The 21,190-nt window shown below is 72.4% G+C and carries 24 protein-coding genes; 20 read left to right on the top strand and 4 right to left on the bottom strand.

Annotated elements, in window-relative coordinates:
• Nucleotides 1-194 precede the first annotated feature (194 nt).
• The 5 genes from JOF36_RS28220 to JOF36_RS28200 all read left to right on the top strand — a co-directional run bounded on the left by JOF36_RS28220 (nt 195) and on the right by JOF36_RS28200 (nt 7,430).
• Nucleotides 195-821 carry a TIGR03085 family metal-binding protein gene (locus JOF36_RS28220; RefSeq protein WP_210032852.1) on the top strand — a complete coding sequence of 209 codons (627 nt, stop codon included), beginning with the start codon at nt 195-197 and terminating at the stop codon, nt 819-821.
• 50 nt (nt 822-871) lie between these two features.
• Entirely contained in the window at nt 872-1,897 is a 1,026-nt protein-coding gene (gene dapA / locus JOF36_RS28215) for a 4-hydroxy-tetrahydrodipicolinate synthase (protein WP_210032849.1), read from the top strand.
• Nucleotides 1,898-2,027: 130 nt separating this feature from the next.
• Complete coding sequence (locus JOF36_RS28210; RefSeq protein WP_372447466.1) at nt 2,028-3,737, top strand: ribonuclease J; 1,710 nt, start codon at nt 2,028-2,030, stop codon at nt 3,735-3,737.
• Nucleotides 3,738-3,804: 67 nt separating this feature from the next.
• The gene (locus JOF36_RS28205; protein ID WP_210032847.1) at nt 3,805-6,375 is read left to right on the top strand and encodes a DNA translocase FtsK; all 2,571 of its coding nucleotides are present in this window, start codon (nt 3,805-3,807) and stop codon (nt 6,373-6,375) included.
• Nucleotides 6,376-6,509: 134 nt separating this feature from the next.
• Nucleotides 6,510-7,430, top strand: coding sequence for a YceI family protein (locus tag JOF36_RS28200; protein WP_307862631.1), 921 nt, complete (start codon nt 6,510-6,512; stop codon nt 7,428-7,430).
• On the opposite strand, the gene JOF36_RS28195 is transcribed toward JOF36_RS28200, so the two are convergent.
• On the bottom strand, nt 7,431-7,892 hold the full coding sequence (locus tag JOF36_RS28195) for a tRNA (cytidine(34)-2'-O)-methyltransferase (protein ID WP_210032843.1): 462 nt from the start codon (nt 7,890-7,892) through the stop codon (nt 7,431-7,433).
• Nucleotides 7,893-8,327: 435 nt separating this feature from the next.
• Between JOF36_RS28195 and JOF36_RS28190 the strand changes: the two genes are divergently transcribed.
• The 10 genes from JOF36_RS28190 to JOF36_RS28145 all read left to right on the top strand — a co-directional run bounded on the left by JOF36_RS28190 (nt 8,328) and on the right by JOF36_RS28145 (nt 15,094).
• Nucleotides 8,328-9,200 carry a hypothetical protein gene (locus JOF36_RS28190; protein ID WP_210032840.1) on the top strand — a complete coding sequence of 291 codons (873 nt, stop codon included), beginning with the start codon at nt 8,328-8,330 and terminating at the stop codon, nt 9,198-9,200.
• Nucleotides 9,193-10,470 carry an SRPBCC family protein gene (locus JOF36_RS28185; protein WP_210032838.1) on the top strand — a complete coding sequence of 426 codons (1,278 nt, stop codon included), beginning with the start codon at nt 9,193-9,195 and terminating at the stop codon, nt 10,468-10,470. The genes JOF36_RS28190 and JOF36_RS28185 overlap by 8 nt, the downstream gene beginning before the upstream one ends.
• 48 nt (nt 10,471-10,518) lie before the next feature.
• Entirely contained in the window at nt 10,519-10,905 is a 387-nt protein-coding gene (gvpJ, locus tag JOF36_RS28180; protein WP_210032836.1) for a gas vesicle protein GvpJ, read from the top strand.
• On the top strand, nt 10,902-11,669 hold the full coding sequence (locus JOF36_RS28175; RefSeq protein WP_210032834.1) for a GvpL/GvpF family gas vesicle protein: 768 nt from the start codon (nt 10,902-10,904) through the stop codon (nt 11,667-11,669). The genes gvpJ and JOF36_RS28175 overlap by 4 nt, the downstream gene beginning before the upstream one ends.
• A gap of 2 nt (nt 11,670-11,671) precedes the next feature.
• Nucleotides 11,672-11,917: a gas vesicle protein GvpG gene (locus tag JOF36_RS28170; protein WP_210032831.1), complete on the top strand. Its 246-nt coding sequence runs from the start codon at nt 11,672-11,674 to the stop codon at nt 11,915-11,917.
• A complete protein-coding gene (gvpO, locus tag JOF36_RS41095; protein WP_307862630.1) occupies nt 11,910-13,163 on the top strand; it encodes a gas vesicle protein GvpO in 1,254 nt (417 codons plus the stop codon). Before JOF36_RS28170 ends, gvpO begins: the two co-directional genes overlap by 8 nt.
• 59 nt (nt 13,164-13,222) lie before the next feature.
• Nucleotides 13,223-13,789 carry a gas vesicle protein gene (locus JOF36_RS39490; RefSeq protein ID WP_210032821.1) on the top strand — a complete coding sequence of 189 codons (567 nt, stop codon included), beginning with the start codon at nt 13,223-13,225 and terminating at the stop codon, nt 13,787-13,789.
• 2 nt (nt 13,790-13,791) lie between these two features.
• Nucleotides 13,792-14,547 carry a GvpL/GvpF family gas vesicle protein gene (locus JOF36_RS28155; protein WP_210032819.1) on the top strand — a complete coding sequence of 252 codons (756 nt, stop codon included), beginning with the start codon at nt 13,792-13,794 and terminating at the stop codon, nt 14,545-14,547.
• Nucleotides 14,544-14,750, top strand: coding sequence for a gas vesicle protein (locus JOF36_RS28150; protein ID WP_210032817.1), 207 nt, complete (start codon nt 14,544-14,546; stop codon nt 14,748-14,750). Before JOF36_RS28155 ends, JOF36_RS28150 begins: the two co-directional genes overlap by 4 nt.
• Nucleotides 14,751-14,860: 110 nt before the next feature.
• Nucleotides 14,861-15,094, top strand: a complete 234-nt coding sequence (locus tag JOF36_RS28145) for a gas vesicle protein K (RefSeq protein WP_210036292.1) — start codon at nt 14,861-14,863, stop codon at nt 15,092-15,094.
• Here the strand turns inward: JOF36_RS28145 and JOF36_RS28140 are convergent.
• Complete coding sequence (locus tag JOF36_RS28140; RefSeq protein WP_210032809.1) at nt 15,042-15,380, bottom strand: helix-turn-helix domain-containing protein; 339 nt, start codon at nt 15,378-15,380, stop codon at nt 15,042-15,044. The genes JOF36_RS28145 and JOF36_RS28140 overlap by 53 nt on opposite strands.
• A gap of 87 nt (nt 15,381-15,467) precedes the next feature.
• Here JOF36_RS28140 and JOF36_RS28135 point away from each other — a divergent pair, with 87 nt between their 5' ends.
• The gene (locus JOF36_RS28135; protein ID WP_210032808.1) at nt 15,468-15,854 is read left to right on the top strand and encodes a hypothetical protein; all 387 of its coding nucleotides are present in this window, start codon (nt 15,468-15,470) and stop codon (nt 15,852-15,854) included.
• A 10-nt stretch (nt 15,855-15,864) separates the two neighbouring features.
• On the opposite strand, the gene JOF36_RS28130 is transcribed toward JOF36_RS28135, so the two are convergent.
• A complete protein-coding gene (locus JOF36_RS28130) occupies nt 15,865-16,671 on the bottom strand; it encodes a helix-turn-helix domain-containing protein (protein ID WP_307862629.1) in 807 nt (268 codons plus the stop codon).
• A gap of 4 nt (nt 16,672-16,675) precedes the next feature.
• Nucleotides 16,676-17,185 carry an amino-acid N-acetyltransferase gene (locus tag JOF36_RS28125; protein WP_210032806.1) on the bottom strand — a complete coding sequence of 170 codons (510 nt, stop codon included), beginning with the start codon at nt 17,183-17,185 and terminating at the stop codon, nt 16,676-16,678.
• 78 nt (nt 17,186-17,263) lie between these two features.
• Between JOF36_RS28125 and rimO the strand changes: the two genes are divergently transcribed.
• The 4 genes from rimO (at nt 17,264) to JOF36_RS28105 (ending at nt 21,007) form a co-directional block, all read left to right on the top strand.
• Complete coding sequence (gene rimO, locus JOF36_RS28120; RefSeq protein WP_210032803.1) at nt 17,264-18,790, top strand: 30S ribosomal protein S12 methylthiotransferase RimO; 1,527 nt, start codon at nt 17,264-17,266, stop codon at nt 18,788-18,790.
• Nucleotides 18,787-19,395: a CDP-diacylglycerol--glycerol-3-phosphate 3-phosphatidyltransferase gene (gene pgsA / locus JOF36_RS28115; RefSeq protein WP_210032795.1), complete on the top strand. Its 609-nt coding sequence runs from the start codon at nt 18,787-18,789 to the stop codon at nt 19,393-19,395. The genes rimO and pgsA overlap by 4 nt, the downstream gene beginning before the upstream one ends.
• Before the next feature lie 193 nt (nt 19,396-19,588).
• Entirely contained in the window at nt 19,589-19,957 is a 369-nt protein-coding gene (locus JOF36_RS28110; RefSeq protein ID WP_210032793.1) for a helix-turn-helix domain-containing protein, read from the top strand.
• A 198-nt stretch (nt 19,958-20,155) separates the two neighbouring features.
• On the top strand, nt 20,156-21,007 hold the full coding sequence (locus JOF36_RS28105) for a PspA/IM30 family protein (RefSeq protein WP_210032791.1): 852 nt from the start codon (nt 20,156-20,158) through the stop codon (nt 21,005-21,007).
• Nucleotides 21,008-21,190: the final 183 nt, after the last annotated feature.

Here is a 21,190-nt window from a genome sequence, read left to right as displayed (position 1 = left end):
CGATCGGCCGCGACGGAGTATGTGGGCACGCCCGGATGCGATCTGTATCACTGGCTACAAAACGCTGTCGGGACACTCATTCGTTGTCGAACGTTGTTCGGCGAGATGTCGGGCAGCGCCCGGTGGGGTGTCGGGCAGCGCGCCGGCGGAGCGTCGGGCGGCGCCGGGCGGGCTCGCGCACTACGTTGGGGACGGTGAGCCTCGCGACCGACGAACGTGCCGCCATCTGTGCCGAGTTCGAGCGATCGGGGCCGGACCGCCCGACGCTCTGCGAGGGGTGGAACGCCCGGGACCTGCTCACCCACCTGCTCGTGCGGGAACGGCAGCCGTGGAACGCGGCGGGGATCCTGGTGCCCGCACTGTCCGGCGTGACCGAGCGGGCCATGGACTCCTACGCGGGCGAGGCCTGGCCGAACATGATCGACGACCTCCGCAAGGGCCCGCCCGGGTGGTCGCCGTTCAAGCTGGGCAAGGTCGACGAGATCGCGAACGGCGGCGAGTTCTTCGTCCACCACGAGGACCTGCGCCGCGGTGAGCCGGGCTGGGAACCGCGCCCGTCGGACCCGGGGCGCGACGGGCAGCTCTGGCAGCTGCTGTCGTCGATGTCCAAGATGCTGTTCCGGCGCAGCCCGGTCGGCATCGTGCTGGCGCGTCCCGAGGGCGCCCAGCAGGTGGTCGCCACCGGGTTCGGCGTGGTCACCGTGGTCGGCGAGCCGTCGGAGCTGGTGCTGCACGCGTTCGGCAGGGACGCCGCCCGGGTCGAGATCCAGGGTGTGGCCGCCGACGTGGAGGCCTACCGCGCAGCGCCCTCCGGGATGTGACCCCTCACGAGTCGCGGCCCCACCCACCCGGGGCGGTACCGTCAACACCCATGGACTCCGGCTCCCAGACCATCCCGGCGGCGCAGCACCCGCCCCGCCGTCCGTTCGGCGAGGTCCTCACCGCGATGGTGACCCCGTTCGACGCCGACGGGGAGCTCGACCTGGCGAAGGCCGAGGAGCTGGCCGCCCACCTGGTGGACCTGGGCAACGACGGGCTCGTCGTCAACGGCACCACCGGTGAGGGTCCGACGACCTCGGACCGGGAGAAGCGGGAGCTGGTCCGCGCCGTCGTCTCGGCGGTGGGGGACCGGGCGACGATCGTCAGCGGAGCGGGCACCTACGACACCGCGCACTCGATCGAGCTCGCCCGCGACGCCGAGCGCTCCGGCGCGCACGGCCTGCTGGTGGTCACGCCGTACTACTCGCGCCCGCCGCAGGAGGGCCTGGTCGCGCACTTCGGCGCCGTCGCGGACGCCACCGAGCTGCCGGTGATGCTCTACGACATCCCGCCGCGCAGCGTGATCGGTATCGACGTCGAGACCTTCCAGCGGCTCGCCCAGCACCCGCGGATCGTCGCCGTCAAGGACGCCCGCAACGACCTGCGCGTCGGCACCGAGGTCCTCGCCACGACGACGCTGGCCTACTACTCCGGCGACGACCCGGTCAACCTGCCGTGGCTCTCGGTCGGCGCCGTCGGCTTCGTGTCGGTGATCGGCCACGTCGTCGCCGACCGGCTGCGCGCCATGATCGACGCCTACCACGCCGGCGAGCACCAGCGCGCCCGTGCGCTGCACTACGCGATGCTGCCGGTGATCCGGGCGATGGGCCGGGTCGGCGGCGCGGTGTTCGCGAAGACGGCGCTGCGGCTGCGCGGCATCGACGTCGGCGACACCCGGCTGCCGCTGCCGCCCGCCACCGAGGAGCAGATCGCGGCGATCGCCGGGGATCTGGCCGTCGCCGGCGTCGCACTCGACCCGCAGGCCCGCCCCGGCGCCACCGCCCAGCAGGCCGGGCACGGCGCCCTCGGTGGCCGCACCGCCACCGACATCGGCGCCGAGGTGGCCTACCACCGCTGAGCGGCTGCATCGAGCGGCACCGCCCGGCGGTCATCGACATCGACTTGTCCTTCCGAACACGAACCAATGTGAGGCGCGAACACCCGTGAGTCCCCAGCGCAACGACCGCCGGAACCGACCCGGACGGTCCCTGAGCGCCCCGCCGGAGAAGATCGACCGCCCCGAGCTGCCGGACGCGTCGCCGTCCGCGCTCGCCCCGGGGGGCCTGCGCACCTTCGCGCTCGGTGGCATCGGCGAGGTCGGCCGGAACATGACCGTCTTCGAGTACGAGGGCAGGCTGCTCATCGTCGACTGCGGGGTGCTGTTCCCGTCCGACGACTCGCCCGGCGTCGACCTGATCCTGCCCGACTTCCGGGCCATCGAGGACCGGCTCGACGACATCGACGCGCTCGTCCTGACCCACGGCCACGAGGACCACATCGGTGCCGTGCCGTGGCTGCTGCGGCTGCGCCCGGACCTCCCCGTCGTCGGGTCGCGGTTCACGCTGGCCCTGGTGGCGGCCAAGTGCAAGGAGCACCGCCTCACCCCGCACCTGCAGGAGGTGAAGGAGGGCGACCGGATCCGGCACGGCGGCTGGGACTGCGAGTACTTCGCGGTCAACCACTCCATCCCGGACGCGATCGCCGTCGCGATCCGCACCCCGGCCGGCCTGCTGCTGCACACCGGCGACATCAAGCTCGACCAGCTGCCGCTCGACGGCCGGCTGACCGACCTGGCGGGGTTCTCCCGCCTCGGGGAGGAGGGTGTCGACCTGTTCCTGGTCGACTCCACCAACGCCGAGGTCCCCGGGTTCGTCACCCCGGAGACCGAGATCGGTCCGGTCATCGCGGACCTGGTGCGGCGCGCCCCGTCGCGGATCATCCTGGCCTGCTTCGCCAGCCACGTGCACCGCGTCCAGCAGGTGCTCGACGCGGCCCACGCGCACGGCCGCAAGGTCTGCCTGACCGGCCGGTCGATGCTGCGCAACATGGGGCTGGCCGACGACCACTCGCTGCTGAACATCCCCGAGGGCCTGCTCGTCGAGATCGACGAGGCGATGAAGCTGCCCGACGAGAAGCTCGTGCTGGTCTCCACCGGGTCGCAGGGCGAGCCGCTCGCGGCGCTGTCCCGGATGGCCCGCGGCGACCACCGCAGCATCACCATCCGCCCGGACGACACGATCATCCTCGCCAGCTCGCTGATCCCGGGCAACGAGACCGCGGTCTTCGGCGTGATCAACGGCCTGACCCGGCTCGGCGCGACCGTCGTGCACCAGGGCAACGCGAAGGTGCACGTCTCCGGGCACGCCCCGGCCGGTGAGCTGCTGTTCCTCTACAACGCCGTGCGGCCGTCGAACGTCATGCCGGTGCACGGCGAGTGGCGCCACCTGCGGGCCAACGCCGCGCTGGCGGTCAAGACCGGTGTGCCGGAGGAGTCGGTGGTCATCGCCGAGAACGGCGTGGTCGTCGATCTCGTGGACGGCAAGGCGGCGATCAACGGGCGGGTCGAGGTCGGCCAGGTGTACGTCGACGGTCTCGCCGTCGGCGACGTCGGCGAGACGACGCTCGGCGACCGGATCGCGCTCGGCGAGGGCGGGTTCATCTCGATCACCGTCGCGATCGACCACAAGACGGGCCGCGCGCTGTCCCGTCCGACGCTGTCCGGCCGCGGGTTCTCCGACGACCCCAAGGCGCTCGACGCCGCCCAGCCCCTGGTCGAGAACGAGCTGTCCCGGCTGGAGAACGAGGGCGTCGGCGACCCGCACCGGATCGCACAGGGTGTGCGCCGCGTGGTCGGGCGCTGGGTCTCGGACACCTACCGGCGCCGGCCGATGATCGTGCCCACCGTCATCGCCGTGTAGGAGGCTCCGCCGCCCGGGCCCGAGTCGGTCCACGACTCGATCACCGCCCCGGGCTACCGTGGGTGACATGGCGGGACGCACGGGTACGGGAAGGGCCGGCACGAGGGCGGCCGCGGGCCGCGGCTCGGGGCGGTCCGGCTCGCGCGCGTCGTCGTCGCGGGGGGCGGCGGGGCGCAAGCGTCCGGCCGCCCGCCGGACGCCGCCGAAGCGCCAGGGCCCCGACCTGATCGACCGCGGGATCGACGCGGTCGGCCGTGGGGTCGCGAAGACGTTCCGGGCGTCCGGGCGCGCGGTCGGGCGCACCCGCGACATCGACCCCGCGCACCGCCGTGACGGCGTCGGCTTCACGATGCTCGTGCTGGCGGTGATCGCCGCGGCCGGGCTGTGGTGGGGGGCCGGCGGCTCGGTCGGCTACTGGTTCACCTTCGTCGTCCAGGCCGTCATGGGCGTGACCGGGGGCCTGCTGCCGCTCCTGCTGCTGGGCGTCGGCGTCGTCCTGGTGACGACGCCCGGGCATCCGGAGGCCCGGCCGCGGATCGTCGCCGGGTCGCTGCTGCTCGCGCTCGGCGTGCTCGGGCTGGTGCACCTCGCCCGCGGCGCGCCGTCGGAACCGGACGCCTGGCGCGGTGCGGGTGGGGCGGTCGGCTACGTCGCGGGCACCCCGCTCGAGGCCGGGCTGACGCTGTGGACGGCCGTCCCGGTGCTCGTGCTGCTGACCCTGTACTCGGTGCTGCTGGTCACCGGCATCCCGGTGCGGGAGCTGCCGGACCGGTTCCGCCGGCTCACCGGGCAGCTGCCGCCCGAGGACGAGGACGGTGACGAGTCGACGCCGCGCACGGTCGCCGACGCGGTCGCCGAGTCCGAACAGGGCGACACCGACGGCGAGAAGCCCGCCCGTCGTCGTTCGTCCCGCCGCCGCCAGCAGGCCAGCGAGGCGGACGCGTTCCGCATCGAGGAGGGCGAGCACGGGCCCGCCCCGGTGGACCCGGAGGTGCCCGGCGCCCCGTCGGACGTCCCGCCGGCGCCCGCTGCGAAGAAGGCACCGCGCAAGCCGGTGGTCGAGACGCCGCAGGCGGAGGCCCCGCCGACCGAGGGCGAGCAGCTCTCGATGGCGATCCGCGAGCCGGTCGGCGAGACCGAGTACGTGCTGCCGCCCGCCGACACCCTGGAGGCGGGCCCGCCGCCGAAGTCGCGCAGCTCCGCCAACGACGCCATGATCGAGGCGATCACCGGCGTGCTGGACCAGTTCAACATCGACGCCCAGGTCACCGGCTTCACCCGCGGCCCGACGGTCACCCGCTACGAGATCGAGCTCGGCGCCGGCGTGAAGGTCGAGAAGATCACCCAGCTGCAGCGCAACCTCGCCTACGCGGTGGCCAACGACAACGTCCGGCTGCTCGCGCCGATCCCCGGCAAGTCCGCGGTCGGCATCGAGGTCCCGAACACCGACCGCGAGATGGTGCGGCTCGGCGACGTACTGCGGTCGAACAGCGCGCGGGGCGAGCAGCACCCGATGGGCATCGGGCTGGGCAAGGACATCGAGGGCCACTACCTGGTCGCGAACCTGGCGAAGATGCCGCACCTGCTGGTGGCGGGCTCCACCGGCTCCGGTAAGTCGAGCTTCGTCAACTCGATGCTGGTGTCGCTGCTGACCCGGGCCACCCCGGACGAGGTCCGGATGATCCTCATCGACCCCAAGATGGTCGAGCTGACCCCCTACGAGGGCATCCCGCACCTGATCACGCCCATCATCACCCAGCCGAAGAAGGCGGCCGCCGCGCTGGCCTGGCTGGTCGAGGAGATGGAGCAGCGCTACCAGGACATGCAGGCCAGCCGGGTGCGTCATATCGACGACTTCAACCGCAAGGTCCGCTCCGGTGAGATCACCACACCGCCCGGCTCGGAGCGGGTGTACCGGCCCTACCCGTACATCATGTGCATCGTCGACGAGCTCGCCGACCTCATGATGACCGCGCCGCGCGACGTCGAGGACGCGATCGTCCGGATCACGCAGAAGGCCCGTGCGGCGGGCATCCACCTGATCCTGGCGACCCAGCGGCCGTCGGTGGACGTGGTCACCGGCCTGATCAAGACGAACGTCCCCTCCCGGCTGGCGTTCGCGACCTCGTCGCTCACCGACAGCCGCGTCATCCTCGACCAGCCGGGCGCCGAGAAGCTGATCGGCATGGGCGACGCGCTCTACCTGCCGATGGGGGCGGGAAAACCGGTCCGTATGCAGGGCGCCTTCGTCGACGACGACGAGATCTCCAAGGTCGTGTCCTTCACCAAGGACCAGGCCGAGCCCAGCTACACCGAGGGCGTCACCGCGGCCAAGGCGGGCGAGAAGAAGGAGATCGACGCCGACATCGGCGACGACCTCGACGTGCTGCTGCAGGCCACCGAGCTGATCGTCACCTCGCAGTTCGGGTCGACGTCGATGCTGCAGCGCAAGCTGCGTGTCGGCTTCGCCAAGGCCGGGCGGCTGATGGACCTGCTGGAGACCCGCAACATCGTCGGGCCGTCCGAGGGCTCGAAGGCCCGCGACGTGCTCGTGAAGCCCGACGAGCTGGAGAACGCGCTCTACCTGATCCGCGGCGGCGGCACCGCCGACGGCAGCGAGGTGAACGACGACGAGTGACCGGCCGGCCGCCATGGGCGACCGCGGGTGACGCCGGTGGTGTGATCAATCCCAAGCGTGGTCACTCTTTGGCTTGCACGGGTTAACGACAGGGTCACGAACGTGCCAGAGTGGACGCCAGAGGTCACCGATCGGTGACCGTCGTCGTCCTGCCCGCACCCCGAGCTGAGGAGGTCTGGCCGGTGTTCTGGAGGAAGAAGGACCGTCGTCGTGCGCGGGGGACCACCGACCGGCACGCACTCGTCCCGATTCCGCTGACCGGGGGCGTGCTGTCCGGTCAGGTGCGCGACGGCCGGGGCGGCGCGCTGCCCGGCACCGAGATCTCGGTGATCGACGGGGCCGACCGCCGGGTCGCCCACCTCGACACCGACCCGTTCGGCCGGTTCGCGGCCTCCCTGACGCCCGGCAGGTACCGGGTCCGGGGGGAGGCAGGCGGCTACCAGCAGCTCACCGACGTCGTCGAGGTCGCCTGGGGCGAGCACACGGACATGGGCATGCTGGTGCTCGGTGAGGATCCGGCGCTGCGCCCGCCGCGTCCGGGCGTCTTCGTGATCGACCCCGACCACAGCGCCGTCCGGTTCGTCGCCCGGCACATCGGACTGTCCAAGGTCTACGGCAGGTTCAACCGTTTCCAGGGGCAGATCCGGATCGCGGAGCCCTTCGAGGACTCCTCCGTCGACGTCGTCATCGACGCCGCGAGCGTCGACACGAACGTCGAGGCCCGCGACACCCATCTGCGCTCTCCCGACTTCCTCGACGTCGAGCGGTTCCCCGAGCTGCGCTTCAGCAGCGTGCGCTTCAGCGCGCTCGGCGGGAACCGGTGGACCGTCGACGGCGACCTCACGCTGCACGGCCTGACCAGCGACGTCTCCCTGGACACGACCTTCCTCGGCGCGGCCGAGTGGAACGGTGACCGGGTCGGTGCGGTCGCCACCACCGAGCTGCACCGGGAGCACTACACGCTGAACTGGCAGCAGACGATCGCGAAGGGCCTGCCCGTCGTCGGGTCGACGATCGAGATCGAGCTGGACGTGCAGGCGACCCGGCAGGGCTGATCAGGCGAAGCCGCGCTGCCGCCACGCCTCGTAGACGGCGACCGCGGCGGCGTTGGCGAGGTTCAGCGACCGGTTCGACGGCCGCATCGGCAGCGCGACCCGGTCGGTCACCCAGTCCGCGTGGGCGGCGTCGGCCGGTAGGCCGGTCGACTCGCGGCCGAACAGCAGCACGTCACCGGGCGCATAGGCGATGTCGGTGTAGCGGGTCGCCGCCCCCGTGGTGAAGGCGTACACCCGCGCGCCCCGCTCCGTGACCCAGTCCGCGAACGCCCCGGTGTCGGCGTGGACGACGACCTCGGCGAGGTCCCGGTAGTCCAGCCCGGCCCGGCGCACGGCGCGCTCGTCCAGCGAGAAGCCGAGCGGCCGGATCAGGTGCAGCTCGGCGCCGGTGTTCGCGGCCAGGCGGATGACGTTGCCGGTGTTCGGCGGGATCTCCGGGGTGTGCAGAGCGAGGCGGAACACCTACAGGGGATACCACCCGCATGGTGGTCGGCCTCCGGCGGCCGGGACGGCGCCGCCGACCGACGCCCCACTGCCCATCATCTTGCGCGACACGCCGTTCGGCGACCGTGCCCGCGACGCGCGGGACGGCGTGGATCGCGCACGCCGTCTCGTGCACCACGAGTCGATGAGGCCGGGTGGGCGCAAGCGCTACTCCATTCACGCCTGAAAGTCGGGACGAAAGTCGGGTTTGATCTACAGGATTAACCCGGAAAGCGCAGTTCCGGTTGCCGGATCACGTCGTCTGTGGAATTCGGCGATCATGTCCGTGGGCCGAGTAGATCGACATTGTCGCGGTCAGCGAAGTCGTTCCCGATGTGTCACAGTGCCGAGCATCGAAAGAACGCGGGCATTCGTCCGGAGGCCGCGCGATCGTATCGGGAGGAACGGACGACGATGAGTAACGCCTCCAAGATCGGAATGGCCGTCGTGGGCGGCTACGTACTGGGAAGAACGAAGAAGGCCAAGCTGGCGATCATGCTCGGCGGTGCGCTCGCGGGTCGGAAGCTTCGGCTGACCCCGGGTGAACTGCTCGCCCAGGGATCCAAACTGGTCTCGAGCTCACCCGAGCTGACCCGGTTGTCGGACGCGGTGCGGGGCCGGCTGATGGAGGCCGGCAAGCAGGCCGCGGTGGCCGCCGCCGGAAACCGGCTGGAGTCGCTGACGAGCTCGCTCGTGGACCGCGTGGAGAACCTCGGCAAGCCCGTCGAGCAGGTCGCCGACACGGCCGGTGACGCGGCGGGTGTCGGGGTCGAGAAGGCCGGGGACACGGCCGGCGCCGCCGCCGAGGGGGTCGGTGAGGCCGCCGAGGGCGTGACCGACACGGCCGGTGACGCGGTGGAGTCCGCGGGCGGTGGTGCGGCGGGCACCGCGACCCGGCGTACGGGGAAGGCGGCCGGAACCGCCACCCGGGCCGCCGGCCGGGCGGCGACATCCCGGGCCCGCCGGTCGTCCTCTGCGGACGACGGCGGCACCGAGGAGGAGTCCACTGGTGACCGGAGCACCGCGAGCTCCGGCAAGAGCCGGTCCGGTAGCAGCTCGAAGTCCGCCGACTCCGCAGGTGGGAGCACCTCCAAGGGGCGCGGCGGCACGCGTTCGGGCACGAGCGGCACCACGCGCTCGGGCTCGTCCGCGCAGTCGTCGGGTACCGGGACGACGAAGAAGAAGTCCTCGAGTACCACCTCGTCGAGCCGCCGTTCCTCGTCGTCCGGAAGCCGGACCGCAGGACGTGGCGGAAGCGGACGTTCGGAGGCACGCAGCGATGGCTGAGACGGAAACCGAGACGGGACAGAACGGCGGTTCGCTGCTCGACCAGCTCCCGACCGACCGGCTCAAGGACGCCGCGCAGCAGTTGCTCACGGCCGCGACCGACCGGGCGGTCGAGGCGGCACTGACTCAGGTCGAGGGGTTGACCGGCCGGCTCACCGACGTCGCCGAGAACGGCGGCACCGGGTTGCGGGCCGCGCTCTCCGGCGGTGCCGAGGCCGCGGAGGGAGGGAACCCGGTGACGGGTGCGATCAAGGGTGGCCTGTCCGCGGCCAAGGACAAGGTGCTCGGCGCGGTCGGTGTGGGCGGCGGTTCCGAGGACGGTGACGGCGAGGGCGGCGGCGGTAGCGGCGGCGGTGGTCGCGGCAAGTTCAAGTTCATGAACATCGTCGAGGAACTCGACGTCGGTGTTCCGGTCCGGGTCGCCTACGACCAGTGGACCCAGTTCGCGGACTTCCCGAGCTTCATGAAGAAGGTGCACTCGGTCGATCAGGAGTCCGACGAGAAGACGAATTGGCAGGCGCAGGTTCTCTGGTCCAAACGGACCTGGAACGCGACAATCATCGAGCAGATACCGGACACCCACATCGTGTGGCGATCCCAGGGCGCAAAGGGGTACGTCAACGGGATCGTGTCCTTCCACGAACTCGCGCCGAACCTGACCAAGGTCCTGCTCGTCCTGGAGTACTACCCGGTGGGCTTCTTCGAGAAGACCGGGAACATCTGGCGCGCCGTGGGCAGGCGGGCCCGCCTGGAGTTCAAGCACTACCGGCGGCACGTGATGGTCCAGACGTTGCTGGAGCAGGACGAGCTGGAGGGCTGGCGCGGCGAGATCCGCGACAGCGAGGTCGTCAAGACCCACGAGGAGGCGCTCGAGGAGGAGCGCAGCGAGGACGACGAGGGCTACGACGAGTACGGCGAGTACGACGACGAGTACGAGGACGACGAGGACCTCCCGGAGGAGGACGAGTCCGACGAGGTCGAGGACGAGTACGCGGACGACGAGTACGCGGATGCCGCCGATGACGACGAGGACGCCGACGACTCCGACGACATCGAGGCCGAGGGCGACGAGGAGGCCGGTGACCTCGAGGACGAGCCCGCCGAGGAGGAAGCGGCCGAGGACGACTCCGCCGAGGACGAACCGGTCGACGAGGTCACGGACGACGAGGACTCCGAGCCCGATGCCGAGTCCGAAGCCGACTCGGACGACGAGGACGGTGACCGGCCGGCCGGCAGCCGTCGGCGGAGGAGGGCGAGCGCTCGTGCCTGATCCCGCGCCGCCGTCGTCGACGACCCACGATCGCGAAGGAGACCGAGGATGACCGTGAGCCAACGGCAGGGCCCGGCCCGTGTCGACCGAGCGCCGCAGGGCGACCTCGCGCAGGTCATCGACCTGATCCTGGAGAAGGGACTGGTGATCGACGTGTTCGTGAAGGTCTCGCTGGTCGGCATCGAGCTGATCACGATCGACGCCCGGATCGTCGTCGCCAGCGTCGACACCTATCTCCGGTTCGCGGAGGCCACCAACCGTCTCGACCTGCACGAGAAGGGGGGCAAGGACCTCGGCCAGCTGGTCGGGGGCATGACCGAGAACGTGGCGGAGGGCAAGTCGAAGGGCGCGACCAGGGGCATGCTCGACGCCGGCAAGGAGAAGGTCGACGAGATGCGCGGTGAGCGCAGCGGGAACCGGGAGCGGAAGCGATGAGCGGTGAGGACGGCAGCGCCACCTACGTCTACGCCGTCGTCGGCGCCGGTACCGACCTGCCGGAGGGGCTCGAGCCGGTCGGCGGTGGCAAGGAGCTCGCCGTGATCGACCACGGGAAGCTGGGCGCGGTGGTGAGCGACATCGCGCCGGATCGGCCGCTGGGCAAGCGAGCCGACCTGATCGCCCACGAGACCGTCGTCAACACCCTCGCCCGGGAGGCGACCGTGCTCCCGATGCGGTTCGGCGGCGTGGTCTCCGACGACCGTGCGGTCGTGGACGAGCTGCTCGGCGAGCACCACGACTACTTCGCGTGGGCGCTGGAACAGCTCGAGGGCTGCCACCAGTACGTCCTGCACGGTCGCTACGACCAGGACGAGCTGGTCCGGACGATCCTCGAGGCGGACCCGCAGCTGGCCGAGCTCGGCGCTTCCCTGCGCGGGCAGGAGCCGGACGCCACCTACTACGAGCGGATCCGGCTGGGCGAGGGGATCGCGAAGCAGGCCGAGCAGATCCGGGAGGCCGACGCCGAGCACGCCGTGTCGGTTCTGGAGCCGTTAGCGGTGGCGCTGGCGGTCAAGGAGATCGCCGAGGAGGACGGGGCCGTCCACATCGCCGCGCTGATCCACCGGGACCGCCGCTCCGACTTCGACCAGGCGGTCGACGCTCTCGGGGACGAGTGGGCGGACCGGGTGGCGCTGCGACTGCTCGGACCGGTCGCCCCCTACGACTTCCTGCCCGAGGCCCCGGACGGGGAGGAGGGCTGACGGTGGGGCTGTTCACCGGTCTGCTCGGCCTACCGCTCGCGCCGCTGCGCGGCGTCGTGTGGATCGGCGAGCAGCTGCGCGACCAGGCACACGCGAAGCTGTACGACCCGGTCTCGATCCGTCGTCAGGTCGACGAGCTGGAGCAGGCCTACGAGCGGGGCGAGATCACCGAGGAGGAACGGGACGAGCAGCAGGAGATCCTGCTGGACCGGCTCATCGGCGGCCCGGAGGGCGGTGCCGGTGGCTGACCGCGATGGCAGGGACCAGCCGGTCCGCCGACGGGCCGGGGAGCCGAAGAGCCGGCGGGACGCCGATCGGACCCGGCGCCGGGAGGGCGCTCCCGATCGGCAGGACGACACGCAACGACCGCGTAGCGAGCGGACCGAGGACGGGAAGTCCCGTGCGGACGACGCCGAGCGTCCCCGGCGCCGCCGGTCCGCAGGCGAGGCTCGCGACGACGGTGCCGAGCGCCCCCGGCGCAGACGGGCTGAGGGAGAGACCGCCGACGACGGCGCTGAGCGTCCCCGGCGCCGTCGGGCTGAGGGAGATGCCGACGACGAGGGCGCTGAGCGTCCGCGACGTCGTCGGACTGAGGGGGAGACCCGCGAGGAGGGTGCTGAGCGTCCCCGACGTCGCCGGGCCGAGGGGGCGTCGCGCGATGAGGAGGGTGCTGAGCGTCCGCGGCGCCGCCGGGTCGAGGGAGAGTCCGGCGATGAGGACGGAGCCGAGCGTCCGCGGCGTCGCCGCCCGGCTGAGGCGCCCGCGCGTCGTACCGGAAGTGGAGAGCGTCGAGCTCGGGCGGAGGGGGACACCGAACAGCCGCGCCGTCGTCGTGCGGGCTCCCGGCCCTCGGCCGCTGCCGGGCGGTCGCGGCGGGGACGGGACCGCGCCGCCGAGGAACCGCAACCGGCCGACGAGGCCGCGCCGGACGAGATCGACGACGACACAGCCTCCGGCGGTGAGCCCGAGCCGGAGGAACAGAGCGAGGACCGCCGACCGGACGAGAACGGGTCCGAGGAATTCGACCAGGAAGCTGCGACGGACGAGCCGGACGGTTCCGACGAGCCCGGCCGGGACGAGTTCGACGAGGAGTCCGAAGCGGACGAAGAAGAGCGCGATGAACCGGAGCAGGACGAACCGGAGCCTGACGAACCAGAGCCCGACGAGACCGGGACCGGCGAGCCCCGTACGGACGAGTCCGACGCCGAGCCGCAGGAACCCTCGCCCGCCCCCCGCCGGGTCGGCGCCCGCTCCGCCGCCCGCGCGGCGGTGGAGCAGGTCGTCGAGATGACCGGGAAGTCGCCGGAGGGCGTCACCTTCGTGACCCGCCAGGACGACGGCTGGCTGATCGGCGTGGAGGTCGTCGAGACCCAACGGATTCCCGACTCGTCGGACATCCTCGCCGTCTACGAGGCGGAGCTGGATCCCGATACCGAGCTCGTGTCCTACCGCCGCGTCCGCCGGTACCCCCGCGGCCGCGGCGACGACGACTAAGTCGGCGGGCGGCGCGGCCTGGTGCCACGCCACCCGCACGACGTGACCGACGGAGGATCATGGCCGACACCGTCCGCTGGACCGGGTCCACGAGCCCCCAACGTTCGGCCCGCCCCGAGACCCAGCAGTCCGGGACCGACCTGGCCGACATCCTGGAACGCGTCCTGGACAAGGGCATCGTCATCGCCGGCGACATCCAGGTGAACCTGCTCGACATCGAGCTGCTCACCATCAAGATCCGGTTGATCGTGGCGTCCGTGGACCGGGCGAAGGAGATGGGCATCGACTGGTGGGAGCGGGACCCCACGCTCTCGTCGGGCCGCGGTGAGCTGGAGGACGAGAACGCCCGCCTGCGGGAACGGATCGAGCGCCTGGAGGCGACCGCATCCGGCGGCGAGCTCGAGGACGGGTCGGAGCGGGACACCGCGGACCTGCCCGACGACGAGATCGAAGAGACGGACGAGCCCGAGCCCGAGACGGACGAGAGCGACGAGACGGACGAGCCCGAGCTCGAGCCCGAGGAGACCGCCGGGGCCGACGACGGGGACGACGACCCGGAAGAAGTCGAGGAGCGGCCCGCGCGACCGGCACGGCGCACGGCCGCACGCACGAAGCGGAGGCGGTGACCATGACCGACGATCCGACCTATCTCTACGCCGCCGGCGAGGGCGCCCCGCCCGACCTCCCCGCCGGCCTGACCGGAGTCGCCGACCGGCCGCTGCGGATCGTGCGCGGGGACCGGTTGTGGGCGGCGGTGAGCACCGTGCCGTCCACCGACTTCACCCAGGACGTCCTGCAGGAACGGCTGGAGGACATCACCTGGCTCGCCACGACGGCACGCGCCCACCACCACGTGGTCGACGAGCTCGGACGACTCGCCACGCTCGCCCCGATGGCCCTGGCCACCGTCTACCTCGACGACGACCGGGTGCACTCGATGCTCGAGGAGCGCGAGGCGGAACTCGGCGCGGTGCTGGAACGGCTGCACGGCCACGCCGAGTGGGGGGTGAAGGCCTATGCGTCCGAGCACGCTCGGGAGGAGGTACCGGCGGCCCGTGCGGCGTCCGGCGCGGAGTACCTGCGCCGCCGGCGAGCGGCACGTGACCGGGCCGCCGACGACGAGGGGGTGGCGCACGAGGCCGCGGAGCGGCTGCACGACGCCGCCGCGGCGCTCGCCGTCGACACCCGCCGGCACCGCCTGCACGCCCCGGCGCTGACCGGCCGGACCGACCGGATGGTGCTCAACGGCGCCTACCTGGTCCCGAGCGGTGACGAGGCGCGGTGGCGGGCCGCCCTCGCCGACAGCGGCGCCGACCTGCTCACGGTCGAGGTCACCGGGCCGTGGGTGCCGTACTCGTTCGTCTCGACGGGGGAGGACCGATGACCGGGACCGTCGAACCGCTGCCCGGGCTCGAACACCGCGAGATCGCGCTGGTCGACCTGCTCGATCGGCTGCTCGCCGGAGGGGTGGTGCTGGTCGGGGACGTCACGGTGTCACTGGCCGGGGTGGACCTGATCCGGATCTCGCTGCGGGCCCTGGTCACCTCGATCACCCCGGTGGGGCCCGAGCCGGAGGAGCCGTCGTGACCGGGCCGCAGCCGGGCCGTGTCGATATCGACAAGAATGCGGGCCGCGTCGAGATCGATAAGAATGCGGGCCGCGTCGAGATCGATAAGGACGCGGTCCGCAAGGACCTGATGAAGCTCGTACTCACGATCGTCGAGCTGTTGCGTCAGCTGATGGAACGGCAGGTGCTGCGCCGGGTCGACCAGGGCGACCTGGCCGACGAGCAGGTCGAGGACCTCGGGACGGCGCTGATGCACCTCGAGGAGGCGATGGACGAGCTCACCGAACAGTTCGGGCTGACGGCCGAGGACCTCAACCTCGAGCTCGGTCCGCTCGGTCCGCTCCTGCCCCGGGGGCGGTGGTGACGGCCCGGACCGCGCGGACCTGCTCGTCGTACTCGCGGCAGCGGGACCGCAACGACCGCACACCGGACGGTGTGAGCCGGTACCCGGTGCCGTCCGGACGGTGCACGAGCCGGTTGCGCTCCAGCCGGTGCAGCGCCCGGTACCCGGCACGCCGCGGCAGCTCGACGGTCCGCCCCGAGCGTTCGTGCACCGCCTGCATCACCGCGGCCCCGTCCCCGGGCCCGGCCCGCACCGCCCCGAGCAGCAGCAGGTCCAGCAGCGACCGGTCGTCGACCCGCACCATCACCGAACACATCCTTCCGAAGGCATCCCGCGCGGTCTACCCGCCGGCACGACGGACGAACACCCGGGCCTGCCCGGGGACGGTGCGTCGGTGAGCACCGCGACACCGGCCGGCCCGGACCTCGGCGCGCAGCTGCGCGACGCGGGTGGACGGCTGCTCGCGGCGCTGATCGACCGGTTCAGCGAGCTCGCCCTGGAGAAGGTCGACGAGCTGGCCGCCTCGCTGGAGCGGGTGGTGGAGGACGGCGGGGTCGGTCTGGGCGCCGCGCTGGGCGCGGGCACCGCATGGGCCCGCGGCCGGAGCCCGTTGTGGGGCGCGCTGCGCGGCGGCTTCGCGGCGATGGGCACCGCGGCCCGGATCCTGGTGGGCGTCGTGCTGGCCTTCGCTCCGATCCTGCTGGTGGTGGGTCTGCTGGTGGTGATCGTGGCCGCTCTGGTCTGGGCGGTCGTCGCCGCCGTGCGCGCCGTCGTCGGGTGAACGGGCCGGGTCAGGGGCGTTCGGTCAGCCAGTTGCCCGCCGTCGTGCCTGCGAGGTCGCGGAAGTCCCTGGCCAGGTGCTGCTGGTCGGCGTAACCGCAGGTCGTGGCCACCTCGGACAGGGCAGGGGCACCCGGGGAGCGCAGCAGCGTGCACGCCCGCTCGAACCTGATCACCCGGGCGGCGGTCTTCGTGCTCAGGCCGGTCTCCCGCCGCAACCGTTCGCCGAGATGGCGGGCCGACCAGCCGACGTCCGCGGCCAGGTCCGCGACCCGCATCGTCCCGCCGGAGCGGAGCAGCAGGTCCCAGGCGCGGCCGACCTCCGGCGGCGGCCGGTCGACCGCGGATCCCGACGCGGCGATCCGGCACAGCGCGGCGTCGAGCAGCGCGCAGCGATCGGCCCACGACGGTGCCGCGTGCAGGCGGTCCAGCAGCGACTCCACACCCGGGAGCAGGTCGGCGAGATCGACGACGTCGGAGGCCAGCTCGGCGGCCGGCAGGCCGAGCAGTACCCGGGCACCCCACCAGGTCAGGGCCAGCTGCATCCCCGCCTGCTCCGGCCCGGTCGCGATCACCGCGGGTGCGGCGTGCAGCCCGGCCGCCGACGCGATGAACCGGCCGGGCCCGCGGGCCGGGTCGGGCTTGCGCAGCAGCTCCACGTCGCCGTCGATGCAGAGGATGACGGTGAGGTGCCCGCTCGACACTCCCTGATGGGTCCCCGGCGGGCCGGCCGCGGTCCGCCACGCCCAGATCTCCGGGACCAGCGGGCGCAGCGCGGCCGAGGTCCGCCACCGCCACGCCCCGATCCCGCTCCGCACCGGTTCAGAGTGTCAGCAGCATCCGCACGTTGCCGAGCGTGTTCGGCTTCACGTGTGCCAGGTCCAGGAACTCGGCGACGCCCGTGTCGTAGGAGCGCAGCATCGCCGCGAACACCTCGGCCGACACCGGCGTCCCGTCGATCTCGGCGAAGCCGTGCCGGGCGAAGAACTGCTTCTCGAAGGTCAGCACGAACAGCCGTTTCAGGCCGAGCTCGCGAGCCCCCTCGATCAACGCCTCGACCATCCGGTGCCCGACCCCGCGGCCCACCACCGAGGGCGACACCGCGACCGTCCGGATCTCGCCGAGGTCTTCCCACAACACGTGCAGCGCACCGCAACCCACGACCTGACCGTCGATCTCGGCGACCAGGAACTCGGGGACGGCCTCGTAGAGCGTCACCGTCTCCTTGGCCAGCAGTACGCGCCCGGCGTACTCGTCGACCAGCTCGCGGATCCGGCGGACGTCCGGGGTACGGGCGCGACGGACGTGCACGGCGGGAACTGGATCGGCCACGACCACTCAGCCTAGCGCCCACCGGGGCACCGGACGCCGCGACCGGGGCCGACCTGCCCGCCGTTTACCCTGGGACCCGTGGCTTCCCCCGTGAACGCGCCCCGTCGCGCCGCCCTGCTGACCCTCGGCTGCGCGCGTAACGAGGTCGACTCCGAGGAGATGGCGGGCCGGCTGACCGGGTCCGGGTGGGAACTGGTGGACGCCGAGGACGGTTCTCCCGACGTCATCCTCGTCAACACCTGCGGCTTCGTCGAGCAGGCCAAGAAGGACTCGATCGACACCGTGCTCGCCGCCTCCGACGTGGCACGCCCGGCCGGGGCGAAGGTCGTCGCCGTCGGTTGCCTGGCCGAACGGTACGGCGCCGACCTGGCGCGCGACCTGCCGGAGGCCGACGCCGTGCTCGGCTTCGACGCCTACCCCGAACTCGCCGAGCGGCTCGGGGACGTGCTCGGCGGGCACGCGCCCGAACCGCACGTCCCGGTCGACCGGCGCACGCTGCTGCCGATCTCCCCGGTGGAGCGGCCCGCGGCGACCGCGGACGTCTCGGTACCGGGACACGAGTGGGTGCCCGACCTCGGCGGGGTGTCGCGCACCCGGCTGACCGGAGGGCCGGTCGCGTCGCTGAAGCTGGCCTCGGGCTGCGACCGGCGCTGCGCGTTCTGCGCGATCCCCGCGTTCCGCGGCAGCTTCGTCTCCCGCGCACCGGCCGACGTGCTCGGTGAGGCCGCCTGGCTGGCCTCCGACGGGGTACGTGAGCTGGTGCTGGTCAGCGAGAACTCGACGTCGTACGGCAAGGACCTCCCCGGCGGCACCCGCGCGCTGGTCGACCTGCTGCCCCGGCTGGCCTCGACCGACGGCATCGAGCGCATCCGGGTGTCCTACCTGCAGCCCGCGGAGCTGCGGCCGGACCTGCTCGCCGCGATCGCAGGCACGCCGGGCATCGCCCCCTACTTCGACCTGTCGTTCCAGCACGCCAGTGCCCGCGTGCTGCGCCGGATGCGCCGGTTCGGCTCGCGCACCGACTTCCTCGACCTGTGCTCGCGGATCCGCGACCTCGCACCGGAGGCGGGGATCCGCTCCAACGTGATCGTCGGATTCCCCGGCGAGACCGAGGAGGACCTGGTCGAGCTGGAGCAGTTCCTGATCGGCGCCCGGCTCGACGCCGTCGGTGTCTTCGGCTACTCCGACGAGGACGGCACCGAGGCCGAGGGCTACGACGACAAGGTCGACCCGGCCGAGGTCCGCGCGCGGGTCGAGCGGATCTCCGCGCTCGTCGACGAGCTGATGGAACAGCGGGCCGAGGACCGGATCGGCAGCGACGTCGTCGTGCTCGTCGAGCGGGTCGCGGACGACACCGCCGACGACACTGCCGACGACACCGGGGAGCACACCTGCGTGGGCCGCGCCGCCCACCAGGGCCCGGACGCCGACGGAGAGTCCACCGTCGTCGCGGCCGACGACGGCGGCCCCGACCCGGCCTCGCTGCGCCCCGGTGACCTCGTGCGGTGCCGGGTCGTCGACACCGACGGCGTCGACCTCGTCGTCGAGGCCCTCGAGGTGTTGCCCGGAGTGGACGCCGGGGCCGTCCTGGCGGGAAGCGGGTGAGCTCGTCGCAGCCGGCCGGGGGGACCGTCCCGGTCGGCGGGCAGGCGCCGCTGCTGAACATCGCGAACGCGCTGACCTGCCTGCGGCTGCTCCTCGTGCCGGTGTTCGTCGCCGCGCTGTTCACCGAGGGCGGCACGGACACGTTCTGGCGGCTCGTCGCCTTCGCCGTGTTCGCCGTCGCCGCACTGACCGACCGGCTCGACGGCCAGCTGGCCCGCAGCCGCGGCCTCGTCACCTGGTTCGGCGCGCTCGCCGACCCGATCGCCGACAAGGCCCTCACCGGTGCCGCACTGATCGGACTCTCGGTGCTCGGCATCGTCCCGTGGTGGGTGACGATCGTGATCCTCGGCCGCGAGATCGGGATCACGGTCCTGCGCTTCGTCGTCATCCGGCGGGGGGTCATCCCCGCCAGCCGGGGCGGCAAGGCCAAGACGGTCGCGCAGACGGTCGCGATCGGGCTGTTCCTGCTGCCCCTGGCGCTGCTGTTCCCGGACGCCGTGGTCGCGATCCTGGCCGTGCAGTGGACGGCGATGGCGATCGCGCTGGTGCTGACCGTGGTGACGGGCGTCGACTACGTGGTGAAGGCGGTCCGCGCGAGTTCCTGACCGCTGCCCGGCGGGACTGGATCGGCGCCGCTGCGCGTTGAGATGTTCGCCGTGGGCGTACACGGTGATCGGCGCTCGGCCGCGCGGTGGGGGCCCGGAAGTCGGTACGGTGATTCGCACCGGGCCCGGGCCGCGTCCTTCGCCGGTCCGCGCCGGTACCGGTGATCCCGGTGGGACGAGTCGAGGAGGGCACATGCTGCTGCGTGAAGCGATCGGCAGCGGGCTGCGGCAGGCGCGGACCGCGCGCCGGCGCACGCTGCGCGACATCTCGCGTGCGGCGCGGGTCAGCCTCGGGTACCTGTCCGAGGTCGAGCGCGGCCGCAAGGAACCCTCCAGCGAGCTCCTCGCCTCGATCTGTGAGGCACTGGGTGTCACGGTTCCCGACCTGCTGACCTCGGTGGCCGTCGAGATGGCGTCGGCGACGGACGCCGCGCTGCGCACCCGCGACGACGTCCTGGTCCCGATCGGCCAGCGGCACGCGGAGCTGCGCCTCGCCGGGCGCCCCGGCTCGCCGGTGACCGCGCCAGCATCCTCCGGCGGCCCGGTCGCCTCCGCTGCCTGATCGGCTTTTCGGCGCTCCCCGGATCCTCTTCCGGATCGCCACGGTATGGTGCGCGCGTACTGGCAGTGATGCCAGGATGGAGAGGGCCGGAGCGCATACGCCGACCGCGGGGGGATCGCGGGACAGGCCGGGCCCGGTGCGCCCGTTCGACCAACGGGCACCGTCGTGAGCGAGCCCCACCGGAGGTAGGCGGAAAAGATGGCCAACGGATTCACCAAGGCCTGGAGCTACCTGATGGCCCTGTTCTCGTCGAAGGTGGACGAGCACGCGGACCCGAAGGTGCAGATCCAGCAGGCCATCGAAGACGCCCAACGCCAGCACCAGCAGCTGTCCCAGCAGGCGGCGGCGGTGATCGGCAACCAGCGGCAGCTGGAGATGAAGCTGAACCGGCAGCTGGGGGAGATCGAGAAGCTGCAGTCCTCGGCCAGGCAGGCACTCGTCCTCGCCGACCAGGCCCGGTCACAGGGCGACGAGCAGAAGGCCCAGCAGTACGAGCAGTCCGCCCAGATGTTCGCGACCCAGCTCGTGACGGCGGAGCAGGGCGTCGAGGACCTCAAGACGCTGCACGACCAGTCCATCGGTGCCGCCGAGCAGGCCAAGCAGGCCGTCGAGCGGAACTCGATGGTGCTGCAGCAGAAGATCGCCGAGCGGACCAAGCTGCTCAGCCAGCTCGAGCAGGCCAAGATGCAGGAACAGGCCGCGAAGTCGCTGCAGCAGATGAGCGAGCTGTCCGCGCCGCGCAACGCCCCGTCCCTGGACGAGGTTCGCGACAAGATCGAGAAGCGGTACGCCAACGCGCTCGGTTCGGCCGATCTCGCGCAGAACTCCGTGCAGGGCCGGATGCTCGAGGTCCAGCAGTCGACCACCGACATGGCCGGCTCGTCGCGCCTGGACCAGATCCGGGCGTCGATGTCCGGGACCCCGATCGCCGGTGGGCAGCAGGCCCCGCAGGTCGGCCAGGGTGAGCAGAGCACCCAGCAGCTGCCGTCCTCGCCGGCGCCGGCCCAGCAGCCGACGCAGCAGAACCAGCAGCAGCCCGGCACCGCCTGAGCCGGTCCAGCACCGATCGACGCCGCCGGAGCTCAGCTCCGGCGGCGTCGTCGTGTCCGAGGCCGGGCCGTCGCCCGGACTCGCGCCTCGCGCCTCACCCCCCGGCCTCGCCCCCGCGCCCGGACCTCGCACCTCGTGCCTCACCGTCGCCCCCGACCTCGCCCCGCCTCACACCCCTTGCCT

The sequence above is a fragment of the Pseudonocardia parietis genome, from assembly GCF_017876315.1.
In the GTDB taxonomy this organism is placed as follows: domain Bacteria; phylum Actinomycetota; class Actinomycetes; order Mycobacteriales; family Pseudonocardiaceae; genus Pseudonocardia; species Pseudonocardia parietis.
This window is presented reverse-complemented; position numbering and strand designations above follow the sequence as displayed.

Excerpts from the sequence above, each read along its gene's own strand:
- dapA (WP_210032849.1), top strand. The coding sequence starts at position 872 with ATGGACTCCGGCTCCCAGACCATCCCGGCGGCGCAGCACCCGCCCCGC.
- JOF36_RS28205 (WP_210032847.1), top strand. The coding sequence starts at position 3,805 with ATGGCGGGACGCACGGGTACGGGAAGGGCCGGCACGAGGGCGGCCGCG.
- JOF36_RS28190 (WP_210032840.1), top strand. The coding sequence starts at position 8,328 with ATGAGTAACGCCTCCAAGATCGGAATGGCCGTCGTGGGCGGCTACGTA.
- JOF36_RS28185 (WP_210032838.1), top strand. The coding sequence starts at position 9,193 with ATGGCTGAGACGGAAACCGAGACGGGACAGAACGGCGGTTCGCTGCTC.
- gvpJ (WP_210032836.1), top strand. The coding sequence starts at position 10,519 with ATGACCGTGAGCCAACGGCAGGGCCCGGCCCGTGTCGACCGAGCGCCG.
- JOF36_RS28175 (WP_210032834.1), top strand. The coding sequence starts at position 10,902 with ATGAGCGGTGAGGACGGCAGCGCCACCTACGTCTACGCCGTCGTCGGC.
- JOF36_RS39490 (WP_210032821.1), top strand. The coding sequence starts at position 13,223 with ATGGCCGACACCGTCCGCTGGACCGGGTCCACGAGCCCCCAACGTTCG.
- JOF36_RS28155 (WP_210032819.1), top strand. The coding sequence starts at position 13,792 with ATGACCGACGATCCGACCTATCTCTACGCCGCCGGCGAGGGCGCCCCG.
- JOF36_RS28150 (WP_210032817.1), top strand. The coding sequence starts at position 14,544 with ATGACCGGGACCGTCGAACCGCTGCCCGGGCTCGAACACCGCGAGATC.
- JOF36_RS28145 (WP_210036292.1), top strand. The coding sequence starts at position 14,861 with ATGAAGCTCGTACTCACGATCGTCGAGCTGTTGCGTCAGCTGATGGAA.
- JOF36_RS28110 (WP_210032793.1), top strand. The coding sequence starts at position 19,589 with ATGCTGCTGCGTGAAGCGATCGGCAGCGGGCTGCGGCAGGCGCGGACC.
- JOF36_RS28105 (WP_210032791.1), top strand. The coding sequence starts at position 20,156 with ATGGCCAACGGATTCACCAAGGCCTGGAGCTACCTGATGGCCCTGTTC.